The organism is Pseudomonas sp. NBRC 111133 (assembly GCF_001320605.1).
Taxonomy (GTDB): domain Bacteria; phylum Pseudomonadota; class Gammaproteobacteria; order Pseudomonadales; family Pseudomonadaceae; genus Aquipseudomonas; species Aquipseudomonas monteilii.
The window spans coordinates 59,528-78,584 of sequence record NZ_BCBJ01000088.1 but is presented as its reverse complement, the minus strand read 5'-3'; the positions used below and the strand labels follow the sequence as shown (position 1 = coordinate 78,584).

22 protein-coding genes are annotated in these 19,057 nt (G+C 59.8%); 1 reads left to right on the top strand and 21 read right to left on the bottom strand.

Translation table 11 applies throughout. The features are described 5' to 3' along the window. The first annotated feature begins 138 nt into the window (after positions 1–138). Entirely contained in the window at positions 139–1,074 is a 936-nt protein-coding gene (locus APH36_RS21270; protein ID WP_060500125.1) for a recombinase family protein, read from the top strand. Between the two features lie 520 nt (positions 1,075–1,594). Here APH36_RS21270 and APH36_RS21265 read toward each other — a convergent pair. From APH36_RS21265 to APH36_RS21160, 21 genes are all read right to left on the bottom strand, one after another. Further along, entirely contained in the window at positions 1,595–1,915 is a 321-nt protein-coding gene (locus tag APH36_RS21265; RefSeq protein WP_023660755.1) for a hypothetical protein, read from the bottom strand. An 8-nt stretch (positions 1,916–1,923) separates the two neighbouring features. Then, positions 1,924–2,529 (bottom strand): thioredoxin domain-containing protein, encoded by a 606-nt coding sequence (locus tag APH36_RS21260; RefSeq protein WP_225624752.1) that lies wholly within the window; start codon positions 2,527–2,529, stop codon positions 1,924–1,926. Positions 2,530–2,560: 31 nt separating this feature from the next. Continuing rightward, entirely contained in the window at positions 2,561–2,866 is a 306-nt protein-coding gene (locus APH36_RS21255) for a hypothetical protein (RefSeq protein WP_023660753.1), read from the bottom strand. Continuing rightward, on the bottom strand, positions 2,863–5,856 hold the full coding sequence (locus APH36_RS21250) for a conjugative transfer ATPase (protein WP_225624740.1): 2,994 nt from the start codon (positions 5,854–5,856) through the stop codon (positions 2,863–2,865). Before APH36_RS21250 ends, APH36_RS21255 begins: the two co-directional genes overlap by 4 nt. Beyond that, positions 5,856–6,305 (bottom strand): TIGR03751 family conjugal transfer lipoprotein, encoded by a 450-nt coding sequence (locus tag APH36_RS21245; RefSeq protein WP_023660752.1) that lies wholly within the window; start codon positions 6,303–6,305, stop codon positions 5,856–5,858. The genes APH36_RS21250 and APH36_RS21245 overlap by 1 nt, the downstream gene beginning before the upstream one ends. Continuing rightward, positions 6,283–7,782: a TIGR03752 family integrating conjugative element protein gene (locus tag APH36_RS21240; RefSeq protein ID WP_023660751.1), complete on the bottom strand. Its 1,500-nt coding sequence runs from the start codon at positions 7,780–7,782 to the stop codon at positions 6,283–6,285. Before APH36_RS21240 ends, APH36_RS21245 begins: the two co-directional genes overlap by 23 nt. Next, on the bottom strand, positions 7,763–8,656 hold the full coding sequence (locus APH36_RS21235) for a TIGR03749 family integrating conjugative element protein (protein ID WP_023660750.1): 894 nt from the start codon (positions 8,654–8,656) through the stop codon (positions 7,763–7,765). Before APH36_RS21235 ends, APH36_RS21240 begins: the two co-directional genes overlap by 20 nt. Then, positions 8,653–9,303 carry a PFL_4703 family integrating conjugative element protein gene (locus APH36_RS21230; protein WP_023660749.1) on the bottom strand — a complete coding sequence of 217 codons (651 nt, stop codon included), beginning with the start codon at positions 9,301–9,303 and terminating at the stop codon, positions 8,653–8,655. Before APH36_RS21230 ends, APH36_RS21235 begins: the two co-directional genes overlap by 4 nt. A gap of 8 nt (positions 9,304–9,311) precedes the next feature. Beyond that, positions 9,312–9,695 carry a TIGR03750 family conjugal transfer protein gene (locus tag APH36_RS21225; RefSeq protein WP_023660748.1) on the bottom strand — a complete coding sequence of 128 codons (384 nt, stop codon included), beginning with the start codon at positions 9,693–9,695 and terminating at the stop codon, positions 9,312–9,314. 13 nt (positions 9,696–9,708) lie between these two features. After that, positions 9,709–10,014 carry a TIGR03745 family integrating conjugative element membrane protein gene (locus APH36_RS21220; protein ID WP_225624753.1) on the bottom strand — a complete coding sequence of 102 codons (306 nt, stop codon included), beginning with the start codon at positions 10,012–10,014 and terminating at the stop codon, positions 9,709–9,711. 60 nt (positions 10,015–10,074) lie between these two features. After that, positions 10,075–10,308, bottom strand: a complete 234-nt coding sequence (locus APH36_RS21215; RefSeq protein ID WP_023660746.1) for a TIGR03758 family integrating conjugative element protein — start codon at positions 10,306–10,308, stop codon at positions 10,075–10,077. A gap of 2 nt (positions 10,309–10,310) precedes the next feature. After that, positions 10,311–10,628 (bottom strand): RAQPRD family integrative conjugative element protein, encoded by a 318-nt coding sequence (locus tag APH36_RS21210; RefSeq protein WP_028690570.1) that lies wholly within the window; start codon positions 10,626–10,628, stop codon positions 10,311–10,313. A 520-nt stretch (positions 10,629–11,148) separates the two neighbouring features. Next, positions 11,149–11,472, bottom strand: a complete 324-nt coding sequence (locus APH36_RS21200; RefSeq protein ID WP_023660744.1) for a hypothetical protein — start codon at positions 11,470–11,472, stop codon at positions 11,149–11,151. Between the two features lie 18 nt (positions 11,473–11,490). Next, complete coding sequence (locus tag APH36_RS21195; RefSeq protein WP_023660743.1) at positions 11,491–12,960, bottom strand: UvrD-helicase domain-containing protein; 1,470 nt, start codon at positions 12,958–12,960, stop codon at positions 11,491–11,493. An 11-nt stretch (positions 12,961–12,971) separates the two neighbouring features. Then, a complete protein-coding gene (locus tag APH36_RS21190; protein WP_023660742.1) occupies positions 12,972–13,721 on the bottom strand; it encodes a TIGR03747 family integrating conjugative element membrane protein in 750 nt (249 codons plus the stop codon). 10 nt (positions 13,722–13,731) lie between these two features. Continuing rightward, positions 13,732–15,948, bottom strand: coding sequence for a type IV conjugative transfer system coupling protein TraD (traD, locus tag APH36_RS21185; protein ID WP_023660741.1), 2,217 nt, complete (start codon positions 15,946–15,948; stop codon positions 13,732–13,734). Between the two features lies 1 nt (position 15,949). Continuing rightward, positions 15,950–16,198 (bottom strand): hypothetical protein, encoded by a 249-nt coding sequence (locus APH36_RS21180; protein WP_060500124.1) that lies wholly within the window; start codon positions 16,196–16,198, stop codon positions 15,950–15,952. An 8-nt stretch (positions 16,199–16,206) separates the two neighbouring features. Beyond that, the gene (locus tag APH36_RS21175) at positions 16,207–16,683 is read right to left on the bottom strand and encodes an integrating conjugative element protein (RefSeq protein ID WP_031324279.1); all 477 of its coding nucleotides are present in this window, start codon (positions 16,681–16,683) and stop codon (positions 16,207–16,209) included. Positions 16,684–16,733: 50 nt separating this feature from the next. Continuing rightward, positions 16,734–17,294, bottom strand: coding sequence for a lytic transglycosylase (locus APH36_RS21170; RefSeq protein WP_031324278.1), 561 nt, complete (start codon positions 17,292–17,294; stop codon positions 16,734–16,736). Continuing rightward, positions 17,279–18,037, bottom strand: a complete 759-nt coding sequence (locus tag APH36_RS21165) for a TIGR03759 family integrating conjugative element protein (RefSeq protein WP_055985437.1) — start codon at positions 18,035–18,037, stop codon at positions 17,279–17,281. Before APH36_RS21165 ends, APH36_RS21170 begins: the two co-directional genes overlap by 16 nt. Positions 18,038–18,047: 10 nt before the next feature. Then, positions 18,048–18,746: a hypothetical protein gene (locus APH36_RS21160; RefSeq protein ID WP_031324277.1), complete on the bottom strand. Its 699-nt coding sequence runs from the start codon at positions 18,744–18,746 to the stop codon at positions 18,048–18,050. Between the last annotated feature and the right edge of the window lie 311 nt (positions 18,747–19,057).

The following is a 19,057-nucleotide window of genomic DNA, read 5'->3' as shown; positions in this document are numbered from 1 at the left end:
TCGGGAAAACCAAGGTTTTGCCGAACTCTATCGAGGAATGGCTCGGTTCGTTAAGCTCCCCACGCTACGGTTCAAATAACTGGTACGCTTTATCAAAGTTCAACTATTACTAACGTAGTCGAGTAAACGGTACTTTTGATGAAGATCGGTTATGCGCGAGTGAGCACTCGGGATCAGAAAGCCGACCTACAAGTCGATGCCCTGAAACAGGCCGGGTGCGAACGCATCTACCAAGACATCGCCAGCGGCGCGAAAAGCGCCCGTCCGGAACTGGACAAACTGCTGGCCAACGTGCGTCCGGGTGATGCCGTGGTGATCTGGAAACTGGATCGCGTCGGGCGCTCGCTCAAGCACCTGGTCGAGCTGGTCGGCGAGCTGGCAGAGCGTAAGGTCGGCTTGCAGAGCCTGAATGACCCCATCGACACCACCCATGCCCAAGGCCGCCTGGTGTTCAACCTGTTCGCCTCGCTGGCCGAGTTCGAGCGCGAGCTGATCCGCGAGCGGACTCAGGCGGGCCTGTCGGCCGCACGGTCGCGGGGCCGGATCGGTGGCCGTCCCAAGGGTCTGCCCGCCAAGGCCGAGGCCACCGCCATGGCGGCGCAAACGCTGTACCGCGAGGGTCGCCTGAGCGTCAGCGCCATCGGCGAGAAGCTACACATCTCCAAGAGCACACTGTACAGCTACCTGCGCCACCGGGGTGTCGAGATCGGCGCATACCAGAAGAGCGCCCGGTCACGCGATCAGCAGATCACGGCCTCGTCGTCATCGCCGGCAGAGCCGCCCGCTGTCGAGCGGGTGGCCACCGTCACCCTGCGCCTGGCGGTGGTGAATAACAGCAAGTTCGTGCGCGGCCGGAAACGGGCCAAGGAGAACATCGAGCGCTACTGCCTGGAACCCTACGGCATGAAACGGCTGGAGTCGGGCCACTACGAGTTGGCCATTTCGTATCGAAGCGACGACGAGCTGGACAAGACCGTGCACGACCTGCTGACCGAGATCAGCCAGGAAGCCGACATGCGCAACTGCTTCATCGAGGCGGATGCCTGGGAAGAAGGCACCGAGCGCAGGTGGTAGGGCTTACGTTGGTTTTTGGTTCCATTGCTCCCCAAACCCCAGTTTCGCCAGGAAACCCATCGGCTGAAGGATGGCGCGTGGCTAGTGCAGTTTGCCTACTGGATGCCTCAGGAGCTGCGACAAAGCCTCACCGGGAGTTTCACCCTGACCGTCACACCTCCTCGAGATCCTCTTGATCGCCGAGAGCCTGAGTGAGTTGGGGTCAATCGGTCGGTGAAGACCTGGTCCCCGGAGCCGGTGATCTGGAACGGAGTATTACTGATTCCATGACATCCCGCTGCAATTCGCAAATGTCGTCGTTGAGTTGCGTGACTGACGCCGAAAAGCCCACGATATCGGGAGGGCCGGACAGCTGCTGGTAGAGCTTTTCAAGTTGGACGCTCAAGTAGCTGTGTCGGCTTGCGAATCCTTGTAGTTTCATCATCCACCTCACCTCGACATCATCCCTGCGTGTGACTGGGTGAAGGGATATCCGTTCCCTCCGGATGTTGGGCGATCTCTAAAATGTGAACTAGTAGAATCATTCCGCGTCGTCTGGATCCTGCTCCTCAAAAGTCATTTCGCGCTGCAGGTTCAGCTCGAGCACGGTCCCCGGCGCCGGCGCATACCAGTCGACGATCACGAAGCGTCCTTTGCCTGTGGCAGCGTCGTACTCCATGAGGACGCAGTCGTCATTCCACTCCTGGAGAGCCCAGCTTAGCTCAGAGTGTGAGGGTGACTCTTCCCCAGCCGGCTCAAGCTGAAACCATCCATGGCCAGAGCCTGCGCTGGGAAAGAACCTGCTTGGCAGGTTGCTTTCTTCTTCATTGTTGTCGTTGCGCAATACCGTGAGTTTGGTCATTACCTGGCCTAGTCCTTGCGCAGTGGGGCCTGGGCGGCGAGGGCATCGATGACCGACAACAGCGCGGCGCTGTCCACGGGGCCCTCCAGGCGCATGCTGTGCCCCGTCAAACTGTCGGTGACCTCGATCGTAGGGGTAGCGGCAATGCCGCGGCTCTTGGCCACAGCCAGTTGTTTGTCTACAACCCCACGGATGTCCATGTTTGCTCTAGCGCAACTGGAAAGAGCCTCGGTGGACACACCGGGCACCTCCAGTTCCCCTGCGAGTCCTTGTCCATCACCCCGTGTGCGCAGCAGAACCAGTTCGATCGCCTGCCAGAATACCGCTGCCCCCCCTAAGTACCCTGCGCATTGAACGAGTCGCGCCTCCGATTGTGCGGCAACTCCATGGATATCGAGGGGGAAATGGTGCCACGCGAGCTTCACGTTCTCTTGCCCGCTCACCCAGTGCTTCAGTTGCGGGGTGTATGCCCTGCAATAAGGGCATTCGAGGTCTGCATACTCAGTGATTACCCACCTGGCATTCGTGGGGCCGAAGTACCAGGTCTCATCGGGGCTTCTGGTATTCGAACTCGTCGCGAGCTGCCAGCAGACACCTACGCCTGCGATCACCATGACAATAAACAAGATGAGGTTGAGCCTAAGCTTAGGCATGCTTCCCCCCTAACTCACCAGGATTGGCTCCAGGCCGGCCGAGATTCTGCAACGCAACTTGGAGATCCTGGATTGCCCCCTCCGGTTGAGGATGCTGCTTCAGCCACTCATCCAACACGGACTGAACCAGGGGAATGATGTCGCGACGATCGAGGGCGTTATTTTTGATCTGTTGCAGCTCGTCAATGAGCACTGGTGCGCAAACCGACAGCGACTGGAGTGTGTCGTGCCCGGGGTCTTTGAGCAGCTGGGTCAGGTTATCAATGATGTTCTGGGTCAGGGTATTCATGACTCTCATGCCACGCGCTCCACGGCCTTCTTTTGTTCGGGAAAGGTGATGGGGAAAGGGGTGATACCGCGCTTGCGGTCCAGGTCTGCTGCCACCTGCAGCGCGGCATGTAATTCATCGCAGCCGAGCGCTTGCATGGTTTCATAACGTTGCCGCTTTTCTTCTGGCTCGGTCATGGCCAAGGCGAGGCATAAGCTGGGCGGCACTACCCGGAACAGCATCTCGATCCGCTTGGCCAGGACGATGCCCTCGGTGAATTTGCCGTTCTCCTTCCTTGCCGAGAGCATCATCGTCTTCTGTGCCGGCGTGAGTTCACGGAAGCGCGCGATCTTCTCCACCTCGTCTGGTGGCATGTTCAGGCAGATCCACCACTCGATCATGTTCAGCAGCGCCGATGCTTCTGGGGGGATGTCGTCGACGTTTTGGGTCGCCATCCAGTACCAGGCACCCAGTTTTCGCCACATCTTGGTGATCTTGACCGAGTACGGGGAGAGCAGTGGGACCTTCAATGGAATGTGGCCTTCGTCGGTGAAGGCAATCAGTGGTCGACCTTTGAACTGGTCACGCTCTGCGATGTTGTTGATGGTGTTCAGCAGTGAGATATAGGCGATGGCCATCTGGGCCTGATAGCCCTCACGCGCGTAAGTAGCCAAGTCTACGATCGTGATGTCAGCTTCCGGCCAGGCGGTACCAGGACGGTTGAACATCTCGGCTTCCGTACCCATGGTGAACATCCCCATGGCTTCGGCCATCTCCATGAGTCGGTTGCGCCGGCTTTCAGGGAGCTTGTCGTTGCTGGCCATCGCTTGGAGTGCTGCGCTGATATCTTCAGTGAGCACTGGCCGGTTCTTGCTGACACACAGCTCGGCCGCGTTGAGGATGCACTGGCGGATAGCACTGCGGTCAGCCCGAGTGAGCCGAGCATCTTCCTTGGACTCGCCGCCTGTGATCATCAGTCGGGCAGTGATCTCAAGTTCGCCCAAGATATCCCGCTGGTCGTCCTCGAGCCCCGCCAGGGCGTCGGCGAGGTGTTGATCGGAAGCATCCACGTCCGCCGCATTCAGGACCTTGACCTGGTCCTTGTTTTTGACGAGTTGCACCGCGTCTACGAACGGGGCAAGGCTCACGCCGCTGCCTGGGGCGAGCCGCACTCGGTTGACGGTCAAACCGAGCCGCTTGGCGAAATCCCCCAGCAGGCCGAAGCTGTTGCCGGCCTCGATGATGAAGAACCTTGGGCGGTACAGTGCGATGGCTTGCATGATCAGGTAGTTGGCTGTTGCGGACTTACCCGCGCCGGTGGGACCAAACAAGAACAGGTGCGCGTTCATCTGGCGATCGAGCTTGTTCAACGGGTCGAAGGTCAGCGCCGCTCCCCCCCTGTTGGAGAGCGTGAAACCTGGGTTGCCTGTGCCAGTGGAACGCCCCCATACCGGCGCCAGGTTCGCGATGTGCTGGGTGAACATCAGCTGGGTGTACCAGTCCAGAGCGCGGTTTTCATTCGGGTCGAAATTGCAGGGTAACCACCGTAGGTAGCTGTTCAGGGGCGCTACCTCGTCCTGTGGCTGGACTGGCTGCATGCCGGCGCCGAGCAGGATGTTGCACAAGCTGGTCGTGCGCTCCCCGAGCACGTCCTTATCCTGCCCACGCAGGAAGAAAGCAACACTGCCCCTGTAGAGCTTGTGCTTACGCCCGAGGATGGACCGTGCCGTTTGAACGTCATCCCGGGTGTGGCTGGATGCCTGGGTGTCGCCGATGGCCTTCCTGGAGAGTTGTTCAAGATGCCCTTCCAGCAGATCCTGCGGGGTCGGCACCATGGTGATACACAGCACGGTATCCTCAGGCAGGCGGTCGAACAGCGAGTTCAATGAGTCTGACTGCTTGGTCTCACCGGTCAGGTGCCCGGTAAGGGGGGCATTTTTCAGGCGATCGAGGATCACAACTCGGTGCGGCATGCCGTCGAACGACCAAAGGCCGCTGTCGACATCCGAGCGCGGTTCTCGGAAGAACAAATTCTCCGAAAAGTCGGTACCGCTGGCCACCGGCAGTTCACCCTCGTCGAGCTCGCGTGGTGGTTGGCAGACCGTGTCGTAGAATCGACGGATATCGCTATCGGTCGTGCCCAGATGATCTGGGTGTGGATTGAACCAACCCACGAGCCAGCGCTTGATAGCGTGGCCATCCATGCGTTTGGTTGTAACGCCGGCGTTGGCCAGGGATCCCTTGAGGCGATCGCAGATTGCTTTGAGGTATGCGGCAGGCTCCTGACCGCGAACCACGAGGTCCTGTTTCTTTACCCGGCGGTACACCACCAGGCGGACTTTCCGGGTCTGCCCACGCCACGGAAGGTTGCTGACGGCCGTGTCGACGAACAGCCCACCGGGCTTGGAGATGGATTCAAGGTGGTGGCGGAACAGCGCGAGATATAACCTGGTGAAGTCTGTGTTGTCAGCCCGGGGCTGAACGTAGGCCTGGAGTTTCTGCAGGTAGTCACCCCAGTCCGTCTCGTCCTGGGCGTAAAGCTGAACGACCCAGTGCGAGCTCTCCAGCTCGTCAAAACTGTCTTGTAGGACGCCTTGCAACGCATCGCGAGCTTGTTGAAGCCAGTCGTCGGAGCGCCCCTCGGTCCCAATCGGGACCAACTCGAAAAACGCCGCCCTGGAAATGCCATCCTCGAGGAGCATGGCTTCTTCCTCGGGCAGATATTCGGCCCATGGCAGCATGTCCACGAACGACGGGTTGACCTCGTACATGCGCGACACGTCAGCTTTCGTAGCCGGCCGACGTTTAGGGTTTTGCCAGTCGATAGGGGAAGGGATGCCCATCGACTCCAGGCGGGCGATGTACCGGTCATTCGCAGCTAGGCGGTGCTCCTCGTTGATGGCTGTACTAACCGTTGTGGGACGGTCGTCGATTGGCTCGTGTTCGGTCGCTGTCTGGCCGAGCACGGGCTCGATGGGCATTGCAGAGCCTTTGCCCAGCAATTTGCTGATGAACTGCATCAGTACTCCTCCGTACGCTCGCCTGGCATGGCGTACTGCACGCGTTGATACATCGGGAACACCGTGGTGTAACCCGGGACTGGAACCGGATCCGTACCAGCCAGGTGCGGGAACACGTACATCACCAGGTCAGGATTCGGCAGGCGCTTGAACTGGCTGTAAATCTCGTTCTGGGGCGTGCGAGTGAAGGCGTCAGCACCTGTCTGTTGGCGAACCACCTGCGCCTCATCAAGCGGCCGGCGAAGTTCCTGGCGAGCATCCAGCAGCATTCTGCTGTTGGAGCTGCCAGAGCTTCCTCCAGACGTTCCGTGTTGCCACACGTCCATCATGTTGGCTTCCCCGTGGGGGAGCAGCTCGTCTTTGTCAGTCGTGCATCCGCCTAGAAGGAGGGTGAGCACGAGCCAGGCCCCGGCCTGCAGGTGGGGCTTAGTCCAAGTTTGCAGATACATGGTTGGCTCCGGAGTTGTAATCGACCTTGCGGCCTTTGATCTCGTAGTCGATGGCGAGCTGCTGGTCCAAGTGGACGGCGACCTTCGCCCCGGGCTGGACGTACACGGCGGCGAAGGCTTCGCCGTAGAGCTTGTTCATCCAGGAGCGGATGTCGCTGACGCCGCCGGTGAGAATCGCGCCCATGGCTGAGTTCCCCGAGGAGCCCGTGGTCCCGAATGACGTTCCTCCGCTGCTGAAGGATGTTGAGCTATTTTGCTCATCGGCCTTCAACAGTTTGGCGATGCCGGCGCCCGCGGCCGTCACCAGGGATTGGTTGGTCAAATACTCCTTAGCGTTTGATCGGCGGTCGCCCGAGATGCAGGGGATGCCGTAGGAATCGCTAATCCAGCCGAGCCCGCCCTGGATCGCAGGCTGCCCATTCCCGTTGCTGCTGTTCTGATTGTTGTTCTGGCTGCCATTTGCTTCCTCGGCCGGGGCAGGGAACGATCGAACCGTGCCGTCGGCGAACACGAAGGTCAGGCTCCGTACTTGTCCGCGCACGCAGGACAATGTCCAGTCGCCCGATGCGGTCCCACTGGCGACGGCGCCGACGACGTCAGGGAGATCAATGCCGTTGGCGGTTAGGTTGTCCGGACCGATCAAAACCTTAAATGGGAAGGGGTCATTGACTGTTCCATCGATCGGGACGCGGCCAATGAGCGCCGACATGGCTACCGACCCCATCAGGGTCGAGTTCTGAGGCAGGGTATAGGCTTTGCGCACTTGCTTGCGGGCATCCTGGGGAGACATCTCAGCACCGACGTTCTGCGCCGTTGCGTTGAGAACGGTCTGGCCTTTGTCCAGGGTGCTGCCAAAGCTGGTGGGAAAATTGAAGCCGCTGGCTGCCTGGGGGGAGCCGGGCTGAAGTGGCTTACCGCTGGCGTCCACTGCAGTGGCGTCGGTCGGCTCGACCCACACGAGGCCATTGGACTTCGTACCCTTGTCGAAGCCTGCGCCGTCACCAGGTTGCACGCCAAGCCCGATAGGCAGGTCTTGCCCAGCGGCATTGGGGTTCTGCGACAGGTTATCCAACTGACGCTGGAACTGGTCCAGTAGGCCCAGGCTCTGGTTTTTAACCTGCTCCTGCAGCTCGCCCTTCGCATCATTCAGCTTGCTGTCGACATTCTGATCTATGCGCGAAAGCCGGAGCTGGAGCTCTGCGTTCTGGTCCTTGAGTTCTTTGTTGTCGGTCAGCACCTTCGCGATCTGGTCTTTCACCTCCCGACTTTCAGCGACCACTGTGCGGAGAGTGTCGGCCGGGGTATCCCCGTCCACCCCTAGCTTGCGCGCGGTGTCGCCGCCGATGATGATCGGCTCATCTTCAGGAGCCTTCACCTCTTCTTTTTTACTCCCGCCCTTGAACAGGATGATGAGCACGACGATCAGCACCGGAATGAGCAGGTACTTGAGGAGTGGATTACTTTTCAGACTGCCCACGGCGCCCTCCTGCTTTCGGATCAATTTGGCTGACCGAGGACGGCAGCAGAGCCTCTTTCAGCCCTTTGCTCTGGGTGACCAGGTAAAGCGTGGTGGTATCGCTGGCGTTTCCGCGAGCCCCAAGGTACGGGTGCTGGAATGTCGCTGTGGTGAAGTTACCCATCAGCTCTGTGGCATTCATCGTCAGCTGCTGGGCGCTCAGGTTCCTCAGCTTGACCGCAGTGACGTAACTGTTGTCGAGGCGCCAAGCCCCCAGGATTGATGCCTCCACGGGCAATACCGGCAACAAAGTGCTCAGATCCAGGGCCCGGTCAACACGCACCTGGCTGATGCCGGCGACAGGCTCAACGGTGCGAAGTGGGGCGTACAGCATTTGTGCCGCATAGCGGGTCAGGGCCACCGGCGCTGGAGTCTCATGGCGGGGGGGCGGTGGAACATCCTCTTCTTCCTCCGACGTCGCGGATCGCTTTGTCGAAGTTCGTGCTGAGGTGGTATCGCCGTAGTAGGTGGAAGGGGCCGCACCGGCGACGATCTTGGCGGGCTCGAGCTTGGCTTGGCCCTCTGCCGCCGGTGTTGCGGCAATATCCACCAGCATGATCTCGCCGGTGGCCACGTTCTGCAGCTGGAGCCGAGTCGGTGGAATTTCTTGGCTGGCCAAGAGGTAGACCGCGCCACCGGTGCTCTGGATGCGCAGCATGCCGACAAGCTGGGGAGGCATCCCAACGCGCACGTTTTGGTCGACGAACACAATGCGCTCTTGCCCTACAATCAGCGGGATTGCCATGGGGATACGGTCCCACTGCAGTAGCTCTACCGCTTTCACATCGGCAACTGCGAAGAGGCCCAGAGCAAGAAGCCAGGCGCGCAGATTCATGGCTTCACCCCGGTGGCTTGCAGATCGACCTCGATGCGTTGTGGGTTGGATGCGTAGCAGTTCCACATCAACCCGAATGGATTTTTCTCTGGGTTGACGTCGGCACGGACAATGGACAATGGGTAGCGGGTCATGGCGCGCTTGACCCGCTCCCCGTTCACCGACTCGTCAGCGAGCAGATCCAGGTTGACTGTCCAATCGTTGATCCCGATTTCTTCTACGCGCAGCACGCCAGGGTCGGTCAGCCCGTGACCCGGGATTTCTGAGACGTTCCGCTCACGGCGACGCAGCTCACCGGCGTTACGGCGCATCTCGTAGTCTTTCTTCAAGTATTCCTTGCAACCAGGGGTAACGTAGGAGGCCAGGCGTTCGATGTTGTCCTGGTAGTCGTCGTCCCCATTCTTCTCCCAGCGCTGCATCTGCTGGAAGATATAGAACCCGAAGGCGTACACGTTCTCAGGCGGCACTTCCCACCATTTGCGAGTGCTGCCGGAGCGGAGGTCCGGCGGCACATGCACGGTCAGGTCTTCGGGGGCTTTGTGCCAGCCGTAGAACGCAAAAAGACTGACTGCGCCCAGCACAATGACCGCGATTCGCAAGCTAAGGATGTGTGCCTGCTGAGCATCCACTCGTTTTCGAAAACTCATGAAGATCCCTACTTTCCTGTACGACGGCATGTCCACGCACCCTTCCGGGTGACCAACTGGGGGCCACCGAGGAAGGGGAGGTGTTGAGCCTTATAGAACTGGAGCTGGCGGTAAAACCATGTGTCCGGCCGGCCGCGCTTCATCTTCCGGAGGATTCGGCTTGCCACGGTCAAGCCCAGAGCTCCACCTACAAGAGCGCAAGCGATGAAAAGAGCTGGGTTGCCGAACAAGAACGACACAGGGATGCCCAGAATCACTCCGACCCCCCCACAAACACCGACCGTTCCCCACATTTCATCAGCAGTGAGGCCGCCCATGACGATGGGCTGCCTATTCAGGTTGTGGGGGAGGAAGTCGAGCGTTCCATCCTTCAGGTAAGTGGTCTCAGCCATGTCGCATCACCAGTTAGAGGACGCCGGTAGCTTTGGTGACCATGAAGATGCCAACGCCGATCAGACAGATCCCGACAACGGCGGTGAGCCCCAGGTCTCGCCACTTTTTCTTGCCCTCATGGATATCGTGGTAAACGCCGTAGGCATGGGAGGCGACCCCCACCATCATGCCTCCGAGCAGAAACAGCCCGATAAGCATGAAACCGTCGTAACCGTAGTTCTGGATGGTTTGCAGCCAGCTCGTTCCCTCGCCGCGTGTGGGGGCTTGTGCTCCTGGTAAGGCGGCAGCGGCAATGACTGGGTGCAGACCCATGATCATTGCGGCGGCGCCGGTGAGTGACTTGGTGATGGTGCGGATAGACATCGGTTAGCTCCTTGGCTAGCTGAGAACGAGTGTGGATAGGATCAGCAGGAGGACGATGACCTTGACGGTCGACGCGGCTGCAATGTTTCTGTCGATGTTCTGGGTCGCCCAGCCCCGGTAGATGCTGTACAGCGCCCAGGCACCCCAAAGGGTCGACAGTGCGATGACGGTGCCTACGAACAGCACGGTGCTGGCCTGCGGTGTGATGCCGCTGGCAGCGTTGAAAGCTGCGACTTGAGTGCCGCTCATGCTCATGGCATCCGCCCGCCGGTGAGGGTGTATTTTCCCGCCAGCTCTGCCGGATCCCGCGGCTGTGCGCGACTTGGGGTCAGGTACTCTTGCAGGCCCTGGCGAACGCGCTGGATATCGCCGGCCAGACGTTCATAGTCGAAGTAGTAGCGCTGGCCAGGTTCGCTGGCGATCGTGGCGCTGCGGCGCGCTGAGTCCTCCAGCGCGTTCAGCTGGCGGATCATCACCTCGATGTTGGCCTGTTCTGATGCACCGGCCGCCTGAGCGCTTGGTATTAGTGAAAAGCCGCCGCTGACGCTGATCAGCGCGCCAAGCAGGATTCGGCGAGGAGATACAAGGAGGAGGGATGGCTTGTTCACGGCTGGGCTCTGGGACGACTGACTGTGGATGTCAGAATGCCGAGACCAGGTGGGGGGGCGCCTCAAGAAATACTTATCTGGGGGCCGTAGAATTTTTTCTCGAGGCCAATCAGGGTTTGAAACCGTACAATTAACCTGTCTCGATAAGGCAGTTGATCAGCCCAGTTCGGCCTGAGCCCACTGCATCGATTACGATGAGCCGGAGTCAAGCCAGGGAGTTGGTGTACTGGAATACTGATCTGTGGGGAGTCGTATGCCGCAGCAAAAAACTTATTCGCCGGCGTTTGATACTTGGGTCTCGGACTTTCTCGGTGTGCATTTCCGAGATGAGGGTTGCTACGATAAAGCGGTCCTGGCCGCTGAGATGTTGCAGCACAGTCGGGCAGTTAGCTCGTCCGAGTTGATCGAGATGGTCAGAAGAGCCAATGCCATGTTGGCCCTTCTCCCTGGTTACGATCATGAAGGCTAGGCAACGGATGGGTCAGGCTGGTAACTCGCTGTTCCCGGCCTCGCGCTTGAAAAAGAGCAGATATCCGACCGGCATGGGAAATCCGTAGGACCAGGCCTGGGCATTTTGATTGCCCATCTTGATCTCCCCTCGGCACACTGGCTGCGTGCTGACGAGTTCCCAGCCATCGGCGCCGAGCTCGAGCATCTTCGTCTGCAGCGGCTCGTCTTCGGACAAGAGAGACACAACATCGGGTTCCAACGTCTGCTCAGTGCTCTTGAAGATCCATGCGCCGCTAGTCGTGTTCTTGAATGGGATAGCGACAAACTCAGCGCGGTGTTCGAATTTCTTGCTCATGGTTCCTCCTTTACTTAATCAGCCGCGCGCTTGACGTGCCCCGGGGGCGAGCGCGTCGACGTAGCGTTCCATAATGGACAGCACCAGACTGTTGATCGCCAAGATCTTCATCGCTCGGGTGACGGCCACATACAGAAGGTTCAGCTCATCATCTCGTCGGCCTGGATCGATATCCGGTGAGAGCGGGTCTGACGTGAAGTCGTCGAAGAGCCCGACAAAATCCCACTCCAGGCCTTTCGACTTGTGGGCAGAGGTCAACGTAATAGTTGCGTCAAGCTCCTTATCCACCGTGCATGAGCGTAGAGCCAAGATTCGCTGGGGCAGATCCGGATACATGTTGATGATCTTGATCGAGCGGATCATCTCGCTGTCCTGGCTCACCTCGGCGATTTCTACGTACTGGGCATAGTCCCGGTAGTCACGGAGCAGTTTTTTGTTCTGGACCAGGTCGCGCTGCTGTCGACTGAAATAGAACAGGTCCTCGAGGTCGCGCACTGAGTAGCTGTCGATGCCGCCAACCCAGTAGATCTTGGGCTTCTCGGTGACCAGGCACAGAGCGTTTTCAATCACCCCAATGACGGTTCGATGAATGTACGTCCTGTGCGGCAGTCCAGCCGGCAGCGCTTTCTTCACCAATGTCTTCTCGCCCAGTCCCTGCAGCTTCCTGGTTTCTCCCTTGTAGGACAGGATGATGTTGGCGACATGGGCGACTGCCGGCCCAAACCTGAAGCTCTGGGTCAGGTAGTGCTTCTCAGCCCCGGCCATCCAGCTGGCGTTGAGAGCATCTTCCGCGCCTCGAAAGCGATAGATCTGCTGATGACGATCACCCACTGCCACCTTGCGAATGTTCTGAATGCGCACAATGTCTGCGATCACGGGGTTTACGTCCTGCCCCTCATCGAGCAGAACACAGTCGAAGCGCTGGCTCAGATCGGGTTTGCTCAACTGGTACAGCTTCAGGTAACCGTCATGAGTGATCTGCACCGCTGTGTCCTGCAGGTCAGTCATTCGCTTCCAGATGCCCATCGCTGCTGCGAGCGCTTGCTTCAGGTAGCGCTCCTGGGCGGACGTAAGCATCGGCCGGTCACGGAACCGCGGAAAGTGGCAGCGTTCGATAAGATCGTCGGCGCTGGCCATGTAGTTGTTGAGGGTGGTCAGCACGTCTCTAACCAACTCCCAGTCCTGCGTATCGATCGCTCGGGCGATGTCGGTCAGTCGCAAGTTGTTGGTCTGCTTATGGCTGAACTGTGTGCCATAGACGGCGTAGGCCAGGCCGTGTGCGGTTTTGTTCACCACGTTGCGCGGGAAGCGTCCCCGTGCGGCGATCTCCACCGACTTGTTGTAGCAGAGATAGAGAATCCGCAGTCGGGAGTGATGTTGAGCGTATCCCACCAGCGTGGTGGTCTTTCCACTGCCGGCGCCGGCCTGGATGAGGAGTTTCGGAGCCTCCGACTGGATGATCGGCGACTGTTCGTGGGTCCATTGCATCGTGCTCTTCCTCACAAATACTTCTTGAAGCTCGCGGCCGTGATGCTCACGGACACACCGAGCAGGGCGGCGCAGGGGAGCAGTACCAGCATGGGACTGATGCTGATCGGGAGTGCCAAGTAGAAGGTCCAGGGGAAAATAGCCAACGGCATGATCGTTGCGCGGGCCTTGTGATAGAGGTAACTGGATTCGCGGCCAGCGCCGAATTTGCGCAGATCTCGGCGCACCAGGCCGTCGACCAGACCCGTCAGTGCCGCCATGGCGAACAGCGGTATGGTCATCAGCAGCACGACCAAGCGGACGCAAAACACCAGAACGGTGAAGAGAGCGGCAAGCACATAGTTCTGGACCGTTGTGACGCTTTGCGCGGCCCAGTAGCGCATGTCCATCTCGTTGCGGGGCCCGGCGTGGGCTATCGACTCCATACCCTGGACCCAGCTGAGCATCCCGGTCTTCACGATCAGCCAGTCATAAGCTTCGGTGACCAGCCATGTCGCAGTGCGTCCCGGCTCTTGGACGATGGCACTGTGGACCAAGCCTTTGGATAACCAGCTGACCTCGCTGACCAGCATTTGCTGACCGTGTCGCCATCCAGCTTCTGGCCAGAAGAAGTACAGGCATACCCAGTCGACCAAGATGGCGACGAGCAGCGAGCCGAACATCACTCCGAGAAAGTTGAACGGGAACCAGAAGATCTTGCTGAACAGCGATTCCTGTCGCTCCTGCTGCTGTTCGGCCTTCTTTGAAACGTCGTCTGCCATGGCCTACACCTCAAGCTGCGTCATCGGTGGCCACCTGACGGAAATCTTCAACCAGGTCTTCGGGTAACGCAGATTTCAGTTCCTGATAGCCCGGGGCTTCCCACCAGTCGCTTGAGGACGCCGCCGAACGTCGCATGCCTGCGGCCAGGTCCTGCAGATTGCCGGGCATGACCTCGTCGGGGTCGTTCGCGGGAAGCGGCATGCGGACCTTCCAGAGGTTTCCACCCTCAATGAGCGCGAAGGCCTGCCCCTTGGGAAGCCCGACCACGTGGGCGGGCTCAATCATCGGCACGCTCGCCAGTTGCACTTGGTCATGTGAGCTCGAGGTGAATGCTGTTTTCCCGTTGACCGAGTCGTTCGCACTGCTCGCCGGGGTGCTGTTGTAAATCTGCACCTTGGGCAGCTGGTTGGTCAGCAGCTCGGCGGTTGCGGTTTCACGGACGCGCAACATGAACAGGTTGTTGAAGTTACCGATCACCTGGCCGGCCTTGGCTTTCGAGCCAATCTTCGCCTCGATGTCGCTCATGGTCTGGGTGTAGGCGGTGACCTGCATGCCCGCGCCGCCGGCTTTGTTCACCATGGGGATGAACTCGTCCCCGATCAGTTCGTTGAACTCGTCAGCGTGGAGGTTGATGCGAACCTTGCCACCGGCCATATGGCCCGGCAGACCATCATCGATGCCATGCTTGTAAATGTGGCCGGCGACGGAGACCAGGTCGCTGAACATCGAGTTGCCCACCGCCGCAGCGACCTCAGTGTCGGACAGCGCATCGAGGCCGATGTATACGACCGCGCGTTTCCGAATCACTTGCATCCAGTCGAAAATCGGTCGCTGGTCAGCGAGATCCAGGTAGTCGGGCGCGAGTAGCTCAGCGATACGACCAGTGGTGAGTTTCTCCAGGAGCGGCAGCAGGGATGCGACGATCTTGTCGAAGTAGGTCTTGTCGTAGCGCACGGCACTTCGCAGGCCATCCATGACGGAGTCGTTGATGCGTTTCTGGGTCAAGTACATGTCGATCGCCACGACGCGCAGCGGACGGTCCTTCATGGCGAATGACAGGTTCTTCCGATCGATCTTGCCTTCAACTTCAACGATGGCTTGCCAGGCCTTCGGATCATGTTCTGCGAAGTACTTCTGGGCGTATTCGATGAATAGCTCGTCGATGTTGATGACGTGCCGGCGGATCTGTTCGTAGTCAGGACGGCGGCCGAGGGCGACCAACGACTGCGCGATGATGTTGACGAATCGCCAGGCGAACTCCCGGAACGCAGCAGAGTTGCCCTCGCCGGAGAGCTGGCCAGCGATACGGGTGGCGACCTCGCTGATCCGACCAAAGCGGCCGATGGCGTTGTAGCGCGCGGAAATGTCCGGCCAGCCCAGGTGGAACACATAAAACTCGTCGAGGCGTCCGGCGCGCTTGCATTCGATGTACATGCGCTTGAGCAGATCCGCATCACCTTTCGGGTCGAAGACGATCACAACCTCGTGGTCGGCCTGTGCGTCTGCACGCCGGCGCCGGCTCCAGCGATGGGAAGTTTGGCTCCGGCGCCCCATACGGACTCGCGGCCCGCGTCGATGCGTTCGGCGAATGTCCTGCGTGATGAAGACCTCAGCCAGGCGAGTCTTGCCTACCCGTGTGGTTCCCAGCACCAATGTGTGGCCCACGCGCTCACCGAGAGGCAGGCTAACGTTCTGCTCATCAGGCTCGATTCCATGCAGCCTGGGCAGGCCACCCACGGGTGGCAGCGGCCTGGCGGGGTTCCAGTTGGAGTCCCAGCCAGTGACCTTGGTGATGAGCTTCAGTGGAAAGGGGGCGAACTCCAGACGTTCTTCCAGCCAGCGCGCACGTATATAGAGGTTCGTCGGCTCGACGTAGGCCGCGAACTGGGGAAGGTAGGTGTCGGCCAGGCGTTGCGTGTGCTTCTGTGTCCACCGGAATCCACGACCGATGAACAGGCGCTCATTGCTGATCGGCATTTCAGCGCTGGTCATGGTGTAGTGGGGAAGCCGCCGTAAATTCGCCTGGTAGCGTAGGACCCTCCGCGCCTGCAGGAGCCGAATGGTGCCCAGGTAGATAAAGCCCAGGGCGGCGACAATCCCGAACAGCGGTGTCAGGGCAAAAGCCCAGGGTGCGCCAATGCAGAGTGCAGCCGCTACATAGCAGACGGCAGTGGTGAATAGTTCTACCGGGGGGCGGAGCAGAGATTCAAGGGTATATGTCGCCATCTCACGTCCTCGAGGTGTAGGTCAGGGCGTCGGCTTCAGCGCGTGCTGCCTCGACCTGGTCCGGAGTCAGCCGTTCGGCCAGGCGCTGGGCGAATGCGTGTTCGTTGAACTCGGAGATCCCGGTTAAGCGCGCACCGTAGAGCTCGCTCACGTGGCGGACCTGCTCGATCATTTGCTCGCGGCCGGGTCGGTGCAGGGGATGGCTGATGATCAGCGTGAACACCGGCGATACAGGTCGTGTTGGGCGCATACCGGGTCTCACTGCTGAAGGGTTGTGGCTGTGATCAGCACCGGGTAGTGCTGCAGCCCCAAGCGACCAGCAATATCGCTGGCAGGAACGGGCATCACTTGCAACCCGGGAGCCCAGCGGCGGATCTCTTGCAGTCGTGCCGCGTTGCCAACATTCACGGCGAGTCCCACTGCCTGCAGGCCTTGAAGTGCCGGCAGTTTCTGCTTGAGCCAGGCCTGCGACATTGGATCATCCCCGACGATGAACATCGGCTGCAGACCAGCTGCATTGATGACCCGTCCCTGTACTGGGCCCGGGCTCAGTTCTGGAGTCAACACCGGGAAAGCCCCTCCAGCCCTGACACCAGTCACAACTGGGGGAGCGTGCGCAGGCTCGGGCTCAATGTCCTGGTAGTAGAGCAATGCGGATGCTCCGCCGCGGTCCTCTACTACTGTGAGCACCGCTTGCTGGTCAGCATTGGTGGGTAGGGCCAGGCTGGTCACCATCGCGAAGGCTAGGGCTTGCAAGACGTGTGACCGCCAGGCGTGGGGATATGTCATGGGGTCCGTACCTCGAAATTGATGCCGGTGACCCGGCTGAGATGTTTCGCGAAGTAGCCTCGGTACTTTGCCGCCGGCGCGCCGCCGGCCGGGCGGTGATACCGCCCGGCAGCATCGATCCAGGTTCCGCCCTTGGCCTTTTGCTCAGCCAGGATCTGGGCGGTCACCGCCAAGTTCTTGTAGGGGTCCAGGCCTTCGCAGGGAAAGCTGTAGCGATGCCCGTTCGAGCGAATATTGGTTTGCCCCAGTCCCACGTCGACTCGAGCGGGCCCAGCGGTCGCAATTGCGACCAACAGCGCTCGGCAAGCATCTGCGCGGGTGGCGAAGCGATAGCCGGTGCCCGCGACATTCAACGTCCACGGCCAGGGCACAAGCTGACCCCGAAGGCGGGTGCCGCTCTCCTGCAGCGCCACTGAATAGAGCACGACCGGTGGAACCCCGTGCCTGATGGCGATCGCCTTGTAAGCTGGTGGCGGATCTTCCACGCCCCACGCATTGCCGGCGAACAGTAGCACCGGCAGCAGGCAGAGCTGCCACCAACTCATTGACGGCGCCATGATCCGTTCACCTGCGTCACGGCCGCTGGCAGCGAGCCGCCGAGACCGAGGCGAATCCAACGGCCCTGGTCATGATTGAGTGTGATCAGTCGGCTTTTAACACTGGACGGGTCAACACCCGCGAGGATTGCCCAGCGGCGAATTCGTTCATCGTCGTTCTGGCTGCCGACGAAATAGAGGTCAAACGGTGTCTGGGACGCCTGCAGGCGTTTGACCTGGTCGATGCAGGGCAGGCAGTCGTCTTTGACGAAGAGTGCCATTCGCCCGTTACCTTCCAGAGCTGGGCCGCTCCCGGACCCGGCCCGGGTCGAAGGGGAGGCCGAAATCTCAATGGCATTGATGCCCGGGAACAGACGCTGGTACGCCTCATCGTAGGCTCGCTGGTAGGCGAGCTCCCTGTCGACTCGTTGACGCTCTGCCTGAACCTGGAGCTCGGCAAACCGGCGCCGCTCACTATCCGATCGAGCTTCGATTCCGAGTGCAGTGAGCGGGTCAAGCCCCGGCGAATACACCCCCCGAGGCCCTTGCATCACTTCTTGATATCGCTCGTATTCCTTGGAGGTCAGGCCCCACTCCTGCGCTGCTTTATCATGAAGCTTGTCCTGCGACAGGATGCTTTCGCTGGTGAGCTGTTGAACACTGGGGGCGCCTCCTCCTACAGCGGAAGGAAGCGGCGCGGCCTCAATGCCCGCAGCAGTAAATGCGCAGGCGCAGGCGATGGCTCGAACGATTGGTAGATTCATGATGCTTTTCTCATGGCTGGATGCTCAGGGTTCGGGTTGTGCCGCCGGCGTCGAAGGTTGCAGTTCGTTCATCTACAGCCTTGAGTCGCCAGGTGCTGCCACTGACCACTTCGCCTGGCCGAAGCAGGTAGATCTGGCTCAGTCGCGTGCTACCGGTGGGGGCAACAGATAGAAAGCGCTCGCCGCCCCGGTATTCGAGACCGACCATCTGAAATGGTGGAGGCTCTTGCGGGATGGGCGTGGCTTTAACCGGTGCGGGCTTCGCCTTCGGTTTGGAAGTGGAGGCTTTAGGAGCTGGTGCAGTTGCCTGGGCCTGTGGCCTGCTCATTTTCTGCACTTTGCCGTCAAGTGACTCAAGGTCGGCTTTCAGTACCAGGAGATCGCCCGCAGTCGCGGATGAGCGAGTGGCTTCAACTGCAGCTTCGTGGGCCTGCTTTGCCGTGGCTTGCACAGCATCGATCCGGCTCGAGAGTGTTTGCTGGCTAACACGGAAGTCTTCCATCGTGACCAGGGGTTTGCCTGACACAGTGTCGAGACGATCGTCGATCGCGCTCACCCTGCTCTGGAGTGCGTCGATGGAAATTTTCTCTGCTGCTCCGTTCACAGCGCGAGACAGGGTCGACAGCTGGTATTGCTGGAACGCGATGATGCCGCCCAGGATGAGCAGTCCTGCGGCGATGGGCAGATATTTTCGGATCGGCAGTTTCATGGGTGTCCTCTCGAAGCCGAGTACACCCTCGCGCATCCATGATGCTGTTTCAGCAGAAAATACTTAGCCCGACCGTGTGGAATTTATTGATCGATGCCAAAGGGCCCGCCATCTGCTGGCGAGCGCCGCGACTGCAAACCCACCTTTGCAGCCCAGGTCGCTCAGGACGAGCGTGCTGGACAAACGGTTTTCTCGGCTGACGGCCAGTGAACGATTGCCACGAATGTTTAGAACCAGCCATCTGGGGGTTACACTGGATTCACTTTCCAGCAGGCAAAAAAAAACCGCCTTTAGGGAAGGCGGTTTTTGTG